Below are 14996 nucleotides of genomic sequence, written 5' to 3'. Positions count from 1 at the left end.
ACCTGTTTTTCAATTTCGATTCGGCGGGCTAACTTTCTTCCATATCGCACAACAGCGGATGCTTGTTTTCGCGGGCATAGCTGTTTACCGCGGTGACCTTGGTTTCCGCGATGTCGCGGGTATAAATACCGCATACGCCTTTACCGGTTTTATGCACATTCAGCATGATACGGGTGGCATTTTCGCGATTGTGCCCGAAAATTGCTTCCAGCACGTGTACCACGAACTCCATCGGCGTGTAGTCGTCGTTCAGCAAAATAACCTTGTAGAGCGGCGGCTTTTTAAGCTTGGGGCGCGTTCGTTCGAGCAGCAATGTGTCGTCATCGTCATGATCGTGCGAATGATTCGACATGATTACACTCTAATCCATTAGCAAAAACTATAAGGTAATGTCGGGCTTGAAAAAATTCAAGGCTTGGCTATTATTATTTTGTGCCGAATGGCGAGAAATATGGCTAAAAGTAGCGGTTAGATGCGCATCCGGCATCATATTTTTTCCGTAAAAATTGCCTGTTTCTCGGTTTAACGACAGCAACGAGAAATGAGGAAAAGTCATGCCCACCGGGACGGTCAAGTGGTTTAGCAATGTGAAGGGTTATGGATTTGTAAATACGGACGAGGACGAGGATCAGGACATTTTTGCTCACTTCTCCGCCATCGAGATGGATGGATACAAGAAACTGACTTCGGGACAGAAAATCGAATTCGATATCGACGAGGGCCCCAAGGGGCTGCAAGCTCAGAATATACGATCGATCAGCAGCTGACAGAAAGAACTTATTGCACTGACTGCTGCCATAAAAGTCAGTAATTACCCGTTTTAATTTCAAGTCTCAGGATACAGCCGGTCGCTGTTTGGAACCGGCTGTATTTGTTACCGCTGATTTATTCTGATGTATAATCCTGCGTTTCAGAAAAATAAAAGATCCAGGGGATAAAATGAATTATCAGCACATCAAGATACCCGTCGATGGCCAGGCAATCACAGCAAACGAAGATTTCAGCCTGAATGTTCCGGATGACCCGATTATTCCTTACATCGAGGGCGATGGTATTGGCATCGATATTTCCCCAGTCATGGTCAAGGTCGTGGATGCTGCCGTCGAGAAGGCTTACCAGGGCAACAGAAAGATCGCGTGGATGGAGATTTACGCGGGCGAAAAAGCAACCTCGATTTATGGTGAAGACGAATGGTTACCCGACGAATCCCTGGCCGCAATGGAGGAGTATATCGTCTCGATCAAAGGCCCCCTGACGACCCCGATTGGCGGCGGTATTCGGTCCTTGAACGTTTCCATTCGTCAGCGCCTCGATCTATATGCCTGCGTCAGACCGGTGCGTTATTTTAGCGGTATCGAGACGCCATTGAAGCGCCCCGAGGATACCAACATGACCATCTTCCGTGAAAATACCGAGGATATTTACGCCGGCATAGAGTGGGAATCAGGCAGCGCGGAGGCTAAAAAGGTCATTAATTTTCTGACTGAGGAAATGAACGTCACCAGTATTCGTTTCCCGGAAACGTCGGGAATTGGCGTAAAACCGGTGTCGTCCGAGGGCACCCGACGCCTGGTGCGCAAGGCACTGCAGTATGCAATCGATAACGACAAGAGTTCGGTCGCCCTGGTGCACAAGGGCAATATCATGAAATTCACCGAGGGAGCGTTCAGAAACTGGGGTTATGAACTCGCAGCCGAACTATACGATGCCACGGAGATCGGGGCCGGGCCCTGGTGCGAATTCACCAATCCCAAAACCGGAAACACGATTACCGTCAAAGATGTTATTGCAGACAATTTTCTACAACAGATCCTGACACGTCCGACCGAGTATGACGTGATCGCAACCCTGAATCTGAATGGCGATTACATTTCAGACGCGCTGGCAGCGCAGGTGGGTGGGATTGGTATCGCTCCGGGCGCCAACATTGCCGACACCGTGGGTGTTTTCGAGGCGACCCATGGTACCGCGCCGAAGTATACTGGTATGAACAAGGTCAATCCCGGGTCTATCATCCTTTCCGCAGAAATGATGTTGCGCTACATGGGTTGGGCAGAAGCGGCCGACCGGGTGATCGCCGGCATGGAGGGAGCGATCGGGGCCAAGCAGGTAACCTATGACCTGGCGCGTAACGAACCTGATGCGACCGAGTTAAGCTCGTCGGAGTTTGGTGACGCAGTCATCAGCCACATGGACTAGTTCAGATCAGTCCGATGCAGCTCGTTATCCCTGATGATACGGGCGGATATTTCTTCCACCGACATCGCCGAGGTGTTGATATAAGGAATTTCGTGACGTCGATACATATCCTCGACCGCACGCAATTCGTATCGACACTGTTCCAGAGATGAGTAACGACTGTCGGGTCGACGTTCCTGCCGTACATTAACGAGTCGATTCAGATCGGTGGTGAGACCATAGAGGCGTCCCTTGAAAGCACGCAGGGGTTCGGGAAGCTTTTCGTATTGCATGTCTTCTTCGGTGATCGGATAGTTGGCCGCCTTGATTCCAAACTGTAACGCCAGGTAAAGGCAGCTTGGTGTCTTGCCCGAGCGAGACACACCCACCAGGATAATATCAGCCTCGTCGTAGTTATGGGTCCTGCCACCGTCGTCGTGCTGCATGGCGTAATCAATGGCGTCGATACGAGATTCGTAGAGTGATGGATTCACCGTCCGATGCGATTGATCGGGTTGGTGATGCTGTGCTGCAAGTACTTTTTCAAACCGCGGCAAGATGTCGCCGAAGGGGTCGATCACCAGGGCCTTGGTCTGGTTGATGATCTTCATCAGGTCGTCGTCCCCCATCGTACAGATCACGATCGGCAACTGGTTTGCCTCGTTAATACTACAGTTGACCTCCTCCGCCACGGCATGCGCTTTTTCGAGGGTATCGATAAACGGAATGGTGCGAGTCTGAAACTTGTGGTCGGGAAATTGAGCGAGCAGGCTCAGACCCAGCGTTTCAGCCGTTATGGCAGTACCATTGGAAAGAAAAAATACCTGGCGTGTCGACGATTGCATATTACCGCAAGATCTCTCAATTGGCTTCGGTTTCAACTCGATATACTAGTATACTTGGGCCTCAACAAGTAACTCGATCGTCTTACTAATAGAGTATCCATATGTCTGAAAATATTGTGCCACTGGATGAGTTGGGCATGAATGATGTCCCTCGAGTCGGAGGGAAAAACGCTTCGCTGGGGGAAATGATAAGCAACCTGGGCAACCTCGGAATCGAGGTTCCGGGCGGTTTCGCGACTACTGCAGGGGCCTTTAATGATTTCCTGGACGAGGCCGATATTCGTGAAAAAATACATGCCAGGCTTGATCAGCTCGATAGCGATGACGTCAAGCAGCTTGCCGCGGTCGGCCTGGAAATAAGAGGCTGGATCATCGATGCCTCCCTGCCCGTTCATTTACAGCAGGAGATTACCCAGGCTTACCAGGGCATGGCTATCAATGGTAAAGACGCAACCGTGGCGGTACGTTCTTCGGCAACCGCGGAAGATTTACCCGATGCCTCTTTCGCCGGACAGCAGGAAACCTATTTGAATATCTGCGGTATCGACAACGTGCTGCACGCGATCAAGCTGGTGTTTGCTTCCCTTTTTAATGATCGGGCAATTTCTTACCGGGTGCATCAGGGGTTTGAACATGCCGAGGTCTCGCTGTCGGCTGGTATACAGCGCATGGTGCGCAGTGACCTGGCCGCCAGCGGAGTTATGTTCAGCATCGATACGGAATCAGGTTTCGAGGACGTGGTATTTATCACCAGCAGCTACGGCCTGGGTGAGACCGTGGTGCAGGGCGCGGTCAATCCGGATGAATTCTACGTTTATAAAAAAACACTGGATAGTGCCAGGCGCAGTATTCTGCAGAAAACGCTCGGTAGTAAGTTGATCAAGATGATCTATGCCAGCGACGAGTCGCCGCAAGAAGCCATTCAGACAGTTGATGTAGAAAAGGCAGAGCGCTGCCGGTTTTCGATTAATGACGACGAGATTACCGCGCTTGCAAAAATGGCCGTCACTATAGAATCGCACTATGGCCGGCCGATGGATATTGAATGGGCCAAGGACGGTGAGAACGGCAAACTTTATATCGTCCAGGCGCGACCGGAAACCGTTCAATCCCGGGCGAGTCAGATTATTGAACGTTACCAGCTCAAGCAGACATCGGAGGTACTGGTCAGCGGGCGCGCGGTTGGCAACCGCATTGGCCAGGGCAAGGCAAAAGTAATAAACGACCTGTCGCAGATGGACCAGATTGAAGCTGGCGATGTTCTGGTCACCGATATGACGGATCCCGATTGGGAACCGATCATGAAAAAGGCTGCCGCGATCGTCACTAATCGAGGCGGGCGCACCTGTCATGCGGCCATAATTGCGCGCGAGCTGGGCATACCCGCGCTGGTGGGTACTGCTACCTGTACCGAGGATATTATGCATCAAAGCGAAGTAACCATCACCTGTGCGGAGGGTGATACTGGCTACGCTTACTCGGGCTTGCTCGAGTTTGACTATCAGCAGCACGAGTTATCGAAAATGCCGGATATCCCGGTCAAAGTTTCGATGAATGTGGGTAATCCTGAACGTGCTTTCAGTTTTTCCAGATTGCCCCACGCGGGAATCGGTCTGGCTCGTCTCGAGTTTATTATCAGCAACAGTATCGGTATTCATCCGCGCGCGTTACTCGAATTTGATCACATGGACAAAGAGCTGCAACAGGCCATCCGGGAGCGAATTGGTGGGTATAACAGTCCTGTAGATTACTACGTCGACAAGTTAAGTGAAGGCATCGCGACGCTCGCGGCCGCATTCGCACCCGAGCGCGTCATTGTGCGCACGTCGGATTTCAAATCGAATGAATACGCCCACCTGCTCGGCGGTGAAATTTTCGAGCCGCACGAAGAAAACCCGATGCTGGGATTTCGTGGTGCCTCGCGTTATGTCAGCGACGATTTCAGGTCGAGCTTCGAGCTCGAGTGTGACGCGATCAAACGCGTCCGTAACGACATGAATCTGAAAAACCTGGAAATCATGATTCCGTTCGTGCGCACTCTCAACGAAGCGAGGTCGGTGCATGAGTTATTGCGTACTAACGGATTGGAGCGCGGCGTCGATGACTTCAAGGTCATCATGATGTGCGAGATTCCATCCAACGTGATCCTTGCCAGGGAGTTCCTGGAATACTTCGATGGGTTTTCGATCGGATCGAATGACCTAACGCAGCTGACCCTGGGTCTCGACCGGGATTCGGGCCTGGTGGCCTCCGGTTTCGACGAACGCGATCCTGCGGTCATGAAACTATTGCAGCAGGCAATTGAGGCCTGTAAGTCCGAGGGTAAGTATGTCGGCATCTGTGGACAAGGCCCATCGGATCATCCCGATCTTGCGGAATGGCTGCTGGAACAGGGAATCACCAGCATTTCGCTCAACCCGGATTCCGTTATCGAAACCTGGTTGTTCATGGCAGAGCACTGCAAATCTGGCTGATTGATGGCTGAGTATGCTGCGTTAAAGCATGGTATTTGTTGTATCGATGCTCTCTATGTTCAACCCCGGGTAGCCTCGATTTATCTGCTCCGTGAGGGTGACGAGGTTGCAATTATTGAAACCGGAACCTATCACTCGGTCAGCAACGTGCTGGCAACCCTGGCGGAACTGGGAATTGCAAAATCACAGGTTAAATATGTAATCCCCACCCACGTGCACCTGGATCACGCCGGTGGTGCCGGTGAGATGATGCGGCAATTCGACGCGGCCAGGCTGATCATTCATCCGCGGGGTGCGTTTCATATGATCGACCCGCAAAAACTGATATCAGGAACGATCGCTGTCTACGGTGAGGAAAGATTCAGGCAGCTGTATGGCACTATCGAACCGATTGCTGAAAACCGCATTATCGTCGCCGAGGACCAGGCACGATATAAACTCGGAGAGCGCGAACTCGTATTTTTTGACACCCCGGGTCATGCGCGCCATCACTTTTGTATATATGATCAGGTCAGCAGCGGGGTTTTCAGTGGAGATACTTTCGGAATCAGCTATGACGCAATGAAACCACTCGAGCGGGGGTTGGTCCCTACCACGCCACCGACCCAGTTCGACCCGCAGGCATTACACGAATCCGTAGCGCGTATTATGAGTTACCAACCGGATACACTGTACCTGACCCATTACGGAGAATTCGAAAACCCCGCGGCGCAGGTTGACAGTTTTAAGCGCTGGATTGATGCTTATGTTGATCTCTGTAAAAGGGACAATCCGACAGAACCGCAAGATGACAAGACCTTCGAAATTGAGCTTGGCGACATGATCGTGAACGGACTGGGGGGTGACGCCACGGGCAGCGAGGTGGCGCGTGTGCTCAAAACCGATATCAGGCTCAACGCCCAGGGCCTTGCTTATTGGTGGAGAAATACCCAAATTGGTTGAAACTGACTGGAAGCCTCACGCCACCGTCGCGGCGATTTGTGAACTCGATGGCAAGTACCTGTTGGTCAGGGAAAATGCCGCTGGTCGGATCGTCTATAATCAGCCTGCCGGTCATCTTGATCCCGGTGAAACCCTGATCGAAGCCGTGATCCGAGAAACCATGGAAGAAACCTGTTACCCGTTCAAGCCACGCTCCTTGCAGGGCATTTACCGGTATCGCCCGGATCCGCAAGCAGATAAAACCTATCTCCGCTTTTTATTTCGAGGCGATGTGGGCGATCGGGTCGAAGGAGAACTCGACCGGGATATCATTGCCGCGGAATGGTTGAGCTACGAAGAGGTTTTATCCTGCCGCGCACAGCACCGCAGCCCAATGGTAATGCAGTGCATCGATGATTTTCGGAATGGACCGGGTTATCCTCTGGATGTTATTAGTCGGGTGTTTGCCTAGTCATGCTGGTGATTCGAGTTTTGCTGCTACTGGTCGTTACGTCGCCTGCTGTGGCCGCGCCCTACTTTGTGCAGTGCTACGATTTCGGTTGCAAGACGACCCGGGTATTACACTATAGCGAGTCTCACTGGAAGCAGATCAGAGCAATCTTTGCGCAAGGCATTGTTGATAGCTACTCGGAAAAACAAGCGATCCGACGTGCCGTCGCAATTATGGAACGCATTAGCGGTGAATTATCCGGCACCCACCTGGACAGGGCTGGAAATTGGCCCGGATCCGATATTTTTGGGCAGATGGACTGTATCGATGAATCAACCAATACCCTGCAATATCTGTTAGCGCTCGAGGAACTCGAGTTGTTGAAGTGGCATCGCGTTGACCGCAAGTATCGCCGTATCGTCTGGTTTATAGCCCACTGGACCGCGGCCATATCGGAAATTGACAGTCACGCGAAGTTCGCGGTTGATTCGTGGTATCGCGACAACGGCGAGTTACCCTATATCCAACCACTCGACGACTGGAAACGAAAACGGGATTTTCCAAGCGCGTTAAATCCGGAATTGGCCTCCAACTGAACTCTGGCATGGGCAGCACAACAGAAAAAATAATTGTCGGCATGTCCGGTGGCGTCGATTCCTCGGTTGCAGCGCACCTGCTAATCCGTGAGGGTTACCAGGTTGAAGGTCTATTCATGAAAAACTGGGAAGAAGACGACACCGAGGAATATTGCTCGGCGACTGTTGATCTGGCGGATGCACAGCAGGTCTGTGATCAGCTCGGTATCCCGTTACATACGGTTAATTTCTCGGGCGAATACTGGGATAATGTGTTTGAACATTTTCTGGATGAGTATCGGGTTGGTCGCACCCCGAATCCAGACATCATGTGCAACCGGGAAATCAAGTTTAAGGCTTTCCTGGATCATGCCAGGACCCTGGGTGCACGACGTATCGCAACCGGGCATTACGTGCGTACGCGCCAGCATGAAGGCCGCTTCGAATTGCTGCGTGGTCTCGATCCCAACAAGGATCAGTCCTATTTTCTTTACGCCCTCAATCAGCATCAGCTGGCACATGCGCTATTTCCCGTTGGTGAACTGGACAAGACAGAAGTGCGCGCAATTGCGAAACAGCAACAGTTTGTCGTGCACGCAAAAAAAGATAGTACCGGTATCTGTTTCATTGGCGAGCGCAAGTTCAGGGATTTTTTACAGCGATTTATACCGGCGCAACCGGGTGCAGTAGTAACCGCGGATGGCCGCACAATCGGTGAGCACAGCGGCCTGATGTACTACACCATTGGACAACGCCAGGGCCTTGGTATTGGTGGCATCCAGGCGGGCAGCGAGGAACCATGGTATGTGGTCGATAAAGTGTTGGATAAAAATCAGCTGGTCGCGGTGCAGGGAGTGGAAAATCCTGCTCTTTATCACTCGCATTGTCGCGTTACCGATTTACACTGGATCTCGGAAGCCTCGAGTGTGCCTGCCGGTGATTACAGTGCCAAGATCAGGTATCGACAACAGGACACTCCGTGTCGCCTGATCCCGGGTGAAGGAAACAGGGCAATCATCGAGTTTGCGCAACCCCAGCGCGCCGTGACACCAGGCCAGGCGCTGGTACTGTATCACGATGAGCAGTGCCTCGGGGGTGGCACCATCGAGGTGGCCTACAACTCGTGACGCGGTTCGCGGATCAAACACTGGCGCTGGCTGGAATGTTCCAGGCCGCGGTCCTCGTAGACGAACTGGCGCTGCACGGGAACTGTGATACGGATGCATTCGAGTGTTGTTTATCCAGCCTGTTTACCATTGATGCTGACACCCCGGAGCAGGCCCTGGGCGAAATTTCCCATCTATCTCGTGGTTTTGTAGCGCTTGGCGACTACCTCGGAGGAGAGAATCGATCGCCCGGCCGAAATATCGCGTACTACCTGTTATCGATTCTGAAAATTGCGAGCCAGGTGTTACGCGACCGCGATTTATCGAATGCGCTACTGCAGGGATTACGGAAAATTGAAAACGATGCCAGCGAGTTCGATATGAGCCGTAGCAGTATGATCAACAAGATCGACGGCCTGTACCAGGAACGCATCAGTCCGCTGAGTCCGCGCATCATCGTCAGGGGTGAACAAAATTACCTGCGCAATAGCGACAACGCCGCAAAAATCAGAGCCTTGTTGCTGGCCGGGATACGCGCGGCAGTACTGTGGCATCAGCTGGGGGGCAGTAAGTGGCGATTATTCTGGTGGCGCAGAAAATATCTCGCAGCTGCCAGGCGTTTCCTGGCACGCAGCTAGAATTTATGCTGCGACCGAATTTCGCGCAGCAGTCCAAAGGCAGCATCGTCGATCATGTCGAATACCAGGTCAAACCCATCGTTGCCGAAATAAGGATCGGGGATTTCCTGTTGCTCAAACTTATCCGAATAGGCCAGCATCAGGTCCACCTGTGCGGTTGCGGTTTCGGGTTTGACCGCGAGCATGTCGGCCAGGTTTGAATGGTCCATGCCAACCAGGTAATCGAACTCGACAAAATCCTCTGCCCTGAATCGGCGAGCGCTGAGGCCACCGAGGTCTATGCCTCGCGCCTTCGCAACTGCCTGTGACCGCAGGTCCGGGGGACTGCCGATGTGATAACTGTGGGTGCCAGCTGAATCCACCAGGATCGATTTACCCAGCCCCTCGGCATCGACTCTGGACTGGAACACGCCGTGCGCGGTTGGCGAACGGCAGATATTGCCCATGCAAACGAATAGTACTTTTAGCGGTTTTCGTAACGACATCTATTTGATCCAATGTGAATAAATGCAATGAAATGTTCATCCCTGCCGCAATACTATTTGATATAATGCGCGGCATCGTATCCCGGGAAGTATCGCAATGATAATAATACCAGAGATTCAGATTCAGGATGGAAAGGTAATCACCCGTGCTGCTATCGAGGGTGACGACATCGTCCACGATATCTCGCCGCGCCAGGCGGTTCAGAAGTTTGTCGCTGAGGGCGCCCAGATGCTGCAAATAGTCGATATCGACGCCGCCAGATCGAAACCTGAAAACAACTACAAGCTGATCAAAGAGCTGCTGAACGAAACCGACATTCCGATCCAGATCGCGGGCGGCATTAGAACCCTGGCCCAGATCAATGATTGGTTCGAAGCGGGCGCAGCTCGCGTTGTTCTCGGGACCATCGCGATTACCGACTCCCCGCTGGTAGTTGAGGCAGCGAGTCGTCATCCAGGTGGAATCATCGTGCACCTGGCCACGCGTGGTGGTTACGTCATGATCGACGGCTGGAAGACGCAAACTGCATTCCAACCGCAGGATTTGATACGTGATCTGCAGATGACCGGGATCGCCGGGGTTATCCACAAGGGCACCGAGCGGCTAGATTCCGAGTTTGACGAGGTTCTGGCATTGACGGAACAACTCAGCCACGATGTTTCGATCCCGGTTTATGCCAGTGGTACCGTTAGAACACTCGACGATATCGCGAAACACCGCTACCTGCCGAATATCAATGGTGCAATCGTCAGCCACGCGTTGATGACCGGTGAAATCGAGCTCAGGGATGCATTGCAGATTGCCGCAGAAAAGGAAACCAATCTCGAGCCCGAATCGATTACACACAACGTCAATATGGGTATCCATCATGGCGTCAGGGCGTATCTTGCCGCCTACAACAGCTCACAGGCGGCCCGGGTATGGAACCTCGAGTTGCGCGATATGATCACCGAGGATAATCCTTACATGGAGGTATTAATTCCCCAACACGATCTGGATATTGATATCGAGAATATGTCGCAGCGGGAAATACAGGCCTGTTACGAGAACGAACTCGACCGGGCGGATATCGTGATTGTGATCCTGGAGGGTGTCGAGGCCGAGGCCTGGACGGGTTTCGAATGCGGCTTTGCCCGGGCGCGTGGCAAATTTATCTACGGGGTAACCTCGGATCAACCAGTCAAGGGGCCCAGCCAGCAGCGGTTTGAAGCCATGTGTGACGAATTGATTTATTTTACCCCGGGCGATGAGGTTACCAAGACGCATGCTGAAATATCGCATACTCTGGCGACACGCGTCATGGTGCAGAATCAATGAAGCCGGGAGACAGCGTCCCCCGCTTCCGTTCCAGCTAAGGATAAAAAATCTGGGATTAGTAAGTGTGGTCGCTAACCGTCAGGATTGACGCACTTGTAAACCATGAAAGTCTGCTGGCCCGCCTCGATGACTGTCAGCGGCACAATCGTGTCACCACCCATGCGAGCCGCGCTATTGCGAGCGAGTATGCGTAACTCTTTTGCGACCGCCTCTTCCTTCCTCTCTACAATAACTTTCGCGGTTACCGAATTATTTGTTCGGCCCATTTCACGGCAGCTTCCAACTTCAGCCGGATCGAGGACGCGTACTTTCTGCCCCCCTGTTGTCAGCTTCAGCGAGGAACAGGCACTGAGTAGAATTGTCGCGGCAATGATCGATAGTTTTATTTTCATCTCTGGTTATCTTCTCTGGTCTAGGATCAGGTATTGGATGCCTGGAATATGCTTTCAATCGAAGCATCCAGAACACTATTAAACTCGCCGTCACTTTGCTGTGCGCTTAAACCTTCGCTGAGCGCGCGTGAAAAGCTCGCTACCATTCCGTTTTGCCTGGCAAGGCGCTGATTTGCTTCTTCGCGGGAATAGCCGCCGGAGAGCGCGACAACCTTCAGCACGTTCGGATGATCGATGCAGGTTGCATAAAAATTATCCTGTTCTGGCAACGTCAACTTGAGCATCACCTGCTGATCGACCTCGAGCTGGTCAAGCTGTTTTAGCAGGGCCGTCTTAAGCAAATCCTCGGCCTCTCTTTTCTGCGGGCTGTTTATATCAATTTCCGGCTCGATAATGGGTACTAATCCGGCGGCGAGTATCTGGCGCCCTATTTCGAATTGTTGTTCTACCACCGCGTTTGCACCGGTCGCATTATCGGTTTTTATAACCGAGCGCATCTTGGTGCCGAATATATTCTTCTGTGTCGCCTTATCCAGTAACTCGTCCAACGCTGGCATTGGCTTCATGATCTGGGCACCGTCCTGCTCGTCAGCCAGTCCCTTGTCGACCTTGAGAAACGGCACCACCCGCTTCACGTTCCACAGGTAATCGGCCGTTGCCTGTCCCTCAATTTCGCGGTCCATGGTATTCTCGAAGAGGATGGCTCCCATGATCCGGTCCCCGTTAAATGCAGGGCTGGTTATGATTCTGCTGCGCATTTGGTGGACAACGGCAAACATTTCATCGTCATTGTTGTAGGCATCGGCCCCGACACCGTAATTTGCCAGAGCCTTCGGCGTACTGCCGCCGCTTTGGTCCAGCGCTGCGATGAATCCGGGTTCGTTCTTGATTTTATCGAGTTGTTGTTTGAAATTTCTCACGGCTTAGATTTATTCCGGGTTGGGTGGATAAAAACACGTTTTACCAATAGCGCGGAAGTATAAACACAGTGATTTTTTAATACAATTGACTTAGGTCAGCCACTCATCGAAACAAAGCCGTCGAGTCCCTCGATTCGCCCGATCCAGGCTGTGATAGCGGGAAATTTCGATAGCTCAAATCCACCCTCCGGAGCCACGTGGGTATAGGCAAATAACGAGATGTCGGCAGTACTGCAATTATCGCCGACCAGGTAGTCGTTCTTTTCAAGCCGTTTTTCCATGATATCGAGCGCACGATAGCCTGCCTTCAGCTTGGCCTGGTATTCTGCTTTTCTATTTTCCGGCATGTCCTGGTAAAACTTGATAAACCGGGCAACTGCGATCGTCGGTTCGTGACTGTATTGTTCGAAAAACTGCCACTCGAGGACGCGTGTTTGTGCAAGCCTGTCCTGCGGCCAGTAGTGGCTATCACGCGCGAGATAATAAAGTATCGCGTTGGATTCCGTTAAAACGTCTCCGGTCGAGGTGATGCAGACCGGAATCTGGCCACTGGGATTCAGGGCAAGAAAATATTCGGTGCGAGTTTCACCTTTCAGGATGTCCACAGAAATCCATTCATGCTCGATCGCGAGCAGTGCGCAGATAAGTTTTAGTTTGTAGCAATTTCCGGAATAGGTATCGCCGTATATCGTCATCGAGTCGAGTATCTGGATTAATACTCGGTTTTGATATCATTCATGCGACTGGACATCAAGGTGTTTTTACCCAGGGATTTATCGAACACCGTCGAGTAGGCCAACACCGCCTGTACGTAATTCCGGGTTTCCTTGAATGGAACCGTTTCGATCCATAAATCCGCTGACATGACCGAATTCCTCGGCAGCCAACGTTTCACGTTTTTTGGTCCCGCATTGTATGCTGCCGCGGCCAGAGCGACATTATTATCAAATCGATTCATGACCGTTCTGAGGTAGTGAGTACCGAGGCGGATATTATTTTCGACATGCAAGATGTCCGATTTGCGTGGACGTTTCATCCCGAGAGACCGGGCAACCCGGCGTGCGGTGCTCGGCATTAGCTGCATCAATCCCAGCGCACCGACCCTCGACCTGGCCAACGGATCAAACAGGCTTTCACGGCGCATGACGCCGTAAATTAGGGATGGATCAAGATCGCGGGCCTGTGCATGTTCAAACACCTGCTGTTTGTAAGGCGTCGGGAATCGCAGGCTGAAGTCATTACGGTGCGGGGTTTTGGCAACCGTACGAATCGCGCTGTCGTGCCACTGCCATCTCGAGGCCAGGGTAGCCGCCTGTTTTATCTGATCCTGGTCGAGGTAGCGCAACGCCTGAAACCACTCGCGCTTGGCATCAACGAGGCGATCAAGATAAAAAAGCTCCCGCGCGCGCAACATGTGTGGATTCACTGCCAGCATCTCATCCTCGTCAATCTCGGCGTTAGCGGCATTTTCCTGCTCAATGCGGTATTCGCGCTTCAGCTTGTCGGCGGCCAGGAAACCGTAGTAACTGCTCTTGTCCGATAATTGCTCGAGCAGAGAGAGTGATTGCACGAGTTGACCCTCAGCCTCCATCGAGCGAGACAACCAGTATTGCCATTCGTTTTCGAGCTGTAAATGCGCTGGCATCCGGTTGATCGTGTCGAGTAAACCCGACCAGTCACGATTGCGTAACTGGATACGCGCCAGCCAGAGATAAGCCTGTTCATTCATGGTCTTGGGATCGAGCCCGGAAAGCAATATGCGTGCTTCTGGCTCATGCTGGTAAGCCGCGGATAGCGCAATTCTCAACTGGCTTTGATTCCTTTGCTCCTCGTCAAATGCAAAATCATCGCGAATCAGGTTCCAGAGTTCGAGTGCCTTAAGGCTATCTTTACGCGCGAGACGGTCAATCGCATGAGTGATAATGCTCCGGTTGCGGTCCGTGTCTTCAGCATCGGCCAGTTTTTTAAGAGATTGTTCCGGACGTCGATGGGCCCGATACCAGGTTTCGACCGTGGCCCTGCCCTGCTGGTCCAGTTGTTTACTGAGGTATTGCGCCAGCTTTGGTCGGCGAGCCTTGAATGCCTTTTCGATACGTAACCAGACCATCTGCTCTACCTGATCATGGTTTTTGAGAAAGTAGGCAAATGCCGGGTCGCATTGCGAGGGCTGCGAATAACCACGCAACCAGACCTCGGAAATTTCATCGAGGAGTCCATCAAGCTGACCGAGGTCAAGTCGCGCCTGGAACGCGAGACATCGCAGCTCGGTATTTTCCCGGTTGTCAAAAAAATTCAGGTAGTTATCCCAATCCCGTCTTTTAGCAAGCACGTTAAGCCATTTTGCACGCGCGTGGTAAACAAACGGGAATTCGCTGTAGTGCTGGAAAAATTTCTCGGCTTGCGCTGGTTTTATGCGACTTGCATTGCGCCTGAAAGCATCGTATTTCAGGTAAGGTGCAGCCGGGTACTCACCCAGTTGTTTCAGCAGCCGGTTGAACCGATTAATTTGATTGCGTTCCAGCGCAGCCGAAGCCTCGCGAAACAGCTTTCGCTGCTGCTCGATACTGGCGCTCGCATGCAGTTGGGGACTGATCACAACAGCAATCAGAAAAAAGAATATTCCAACGCTTGCGGCCCTGCTGACAATTCCGATATTTACAAATGCCATTGGCATCATAAATCCTTAAAATTCA

At 52.1% G+C, this 14996-nt stretch carries 16 protein-coding genes; 9 read left to right on the top strand and 7 right to left on the bottom strand.

The genetic code is table 11. From position 1 onward, the window contains the following. Nucleotides 1–28: 28 nt before the first annotated feature. Nucleotides 29–352: an ATP-dependent Clp protease adapter ClpS gene (gene clpS, locus OES20_08665; GenBank protein ID MDH3634763.1), complete on the bottom strand. Its 324-nt coding sequence runs from the start codon at nucleotides 350–352 to the stop codon at nucleotides 29–31. Nucleotides 353–554: 202 nt separating this feature from the next. Here clpS and OES20_08660 point away from each other — a divergent pair, with 202 nt between their 5' ends. Beyond that, entirely contained in the window at nucleotides 555–767 is a 213-nt protein-coding gene (locus tag OES20_08660; GenBank protein MDH3634762.1) for a cold shock domain-containing protein, read from the top strand. Nucleotides 768–939: 172 nt separating this feature from the next. Next, nucleotides 940–2199, top strand: a complete 1260-nt coding sequence (gene icd / locus OES20_08655) for an NADP-dependent isocitrate dehydrogenase (GenBank protein MDH3634761.1) — start codon at nucleotides 940–942, stop codon at nucleotides 2197–2199. Here icd and OES20_08650 read toward each other — a convergent pair. Continuing rightward, nucleotides 2196–3023: a kinase/pyrophosphorylase gene (locus OES20_08650; protein MDH3634760.1), complete on the bottom strand. Its 828-nt coding sequence runs from the start codon at nucleotides 3021–3023 to the stop codon at nucleotides 2196–2198. The genes icd and OES20_08650 overlap by 4 nt on opposite strands. A 101-nt stretch (nucleotides 3024–3124) precedes the next feature. Here OES20_08650 and ppsA point away from each other — a divergent pair, with 101 nt between their 5' ends. From ppsA to hflD, 6 genes are read left to right on the top strand one after another with little or no spacing between them, the layout of a single operon-like run. Beyond that, on the top strand, nucleotides 3125–5497 hold the full coding sequence (gene ppsA, locus OES20_08645) for a phosphoenolpyruvate synthase (protein ID MDH3634759.1): 2373 nt from the start codon (nucleotides 3125–3127) through the stop codon (nucleotides 5495–5497). Nucleotides 5498–5500: 3 nt separating this feature from the next. After that, nucleotides 5501–6439: an MBL fold metallo-hydrolase gene (locus OES20_08640; GenBank protein ID MDH3634758.1), complete on the top strand. Its 939-nt coding sequence runs from the start codon at nucleotides 5501–5503 to the stop codon at nucleotides 6437–6439. Beyond that, nucleotides 6432–6890: an NUDIX hydrolase gene (locus OES20_08635; protein MDH3634757.1), complete on the top strand. Its 459-nt coding sequence runs from the start codon at nucleotides 6432–6434 to the stop codon at nucleotides 6888–6890. The genes OES20_08640 and OES20_08635 overlap by 8 nt, the downstream gene beginning before the upstream one ends. Before the next feature lie 2 nt (nucleotides 6891–6892). Continuing rightward, nucleotides 6893–7465 carry a hypothetical protein gene (locus tag OES20_08630; GenBank protein MDH3634756.1) on the top strand — a complete coding sequence of 191 codons (573 nt, stop codon included), beginning with the start codon at nucleotides 6893–6895 and terminating at the stop codon, nucleotides 7463–7465. Nucleotides 7466–7473: 8 nt separating this feature from the next. Continuing rightward, the gene (mnmA, locus tag OES20_08625) at nucleotides 7474–8571 is read left to right on the top strand and encodes a tRNA 2-thiouridine(34) synthase MnmA (GenBank protein MDH3634755.1); all 1098 of its coding nucleotides are present in this window, start codon (nucleotides 7474–7476) and stop codon (nucleotides 8569–8571) included. Next, nucleotides 8568–9188 carry a high frequency lysogenization protein HflD gene (gene hflD, locus OES20_08620; protein MDH3634754.1) on the top strand — a complete coding sequence of 207 codons (621 nt, stop codon included), beginning with the start codon at nucleotides 8568–8570 and terminating at the stop codon, nucleotides 9186–9188. Before mnmA ends, hflD begins: the two co-directional genes overlap by 4 nt. Here hflD and OES20_08615 read toward each other — a convergent pair. Further along, complete coding sequence (locus OES20_08615; protein MDH3634753.1) at nucleotides 9185–9673, bottom strand: low molecular weight phosphotyrosine protein phosphatase; 489 nt, start codon at nucleotides 9671–9673, stop codon at nucleotides 9185–9187. The two genes, hflD and OES20_08615, sit on opposite strands and share 4 nt — an antisense overlap. 97 nt (nucleotides 9674–9770) lie before the next feature. Here OES20_08615 and OES20_08610 point away from each other — a divergent pair, with 97 nt between their 5' ends. Continuing rightward, nucleotides 9771–10991 (top strand): HisA/HisF-related TIM barrel protein, encoded by a 1221-nt coding sequence (locus OES20_08610; protein MDH3634752.1) that lies wholly within the window; start codon nucleotides 9771–9773, stop codon nucleotides 10989–10991. Nucleotides 10992–11062: 71 nt separating this feature from the next. Here OES20_08610 and OES20_08605 read toward each other — a convergent pair whose 3' ends face one another. From OES20_08605 to OES20_08590, 4 genes are all read right to left on the bottom strand, one after another. After that, entirely contained in the window at nucleotides 11063–11383 is a 321-nt protein-coding gene (locus tag OES20_08605; GenBank protein ID MDH3634751.1) for a DUF4156 domain-containing protein, read from the bottom strand. A 26-nt stretch (nucleotides 11384–11409) separates the two neighbouring features. After that, a complete protein-coding gene (locus OES20_08600) occupies nucleotides 11410–12303 on the bottom strand; it encodes a fructose bisphosphate aldolase (GenBank protein ID MDH3634750.1) in 894 nt (297 codons plus the stop codon). 95 nt (nucleotides 12304–12398) lie between these two features. Then, the gene (locus tag OES20_08595) at nucleotides 12399–12998 is read right to left on the bottom strand and encodes a glutathione S-transferase family protein (protein MDH3634749.1); all 600 of its coding nucleotides are present in this window, start codon (nucleotides 12996–12998) and stop codon (nucleotides 12399–12401) included. Nucleotides 12999–13015: 17 nt separating this feature from the next. Further along, a complete protein-coding gene (locus OES20_08590; protein ID MDH3634748.1) occupies nucleotides 13016–14971 on the bottom strand; it encodes a transglycosylase SLT domain-containing protein in 1956 nt (651 codons plus the stop codon). Nucleotides 14972–14996 lie beyond the last annotated feature (25 nt).

The organism is Gammaproteobacteria bacterium (assembly GCA_029862005.1).
Taxonomy (GTDB): Bacteria; Pseudomonadota; Gammaproteobacteria.
Note: the sequence above shows the minus strand (reverse complement) of the source record. Positions and strands in the feature narration are given on the sequence as shown.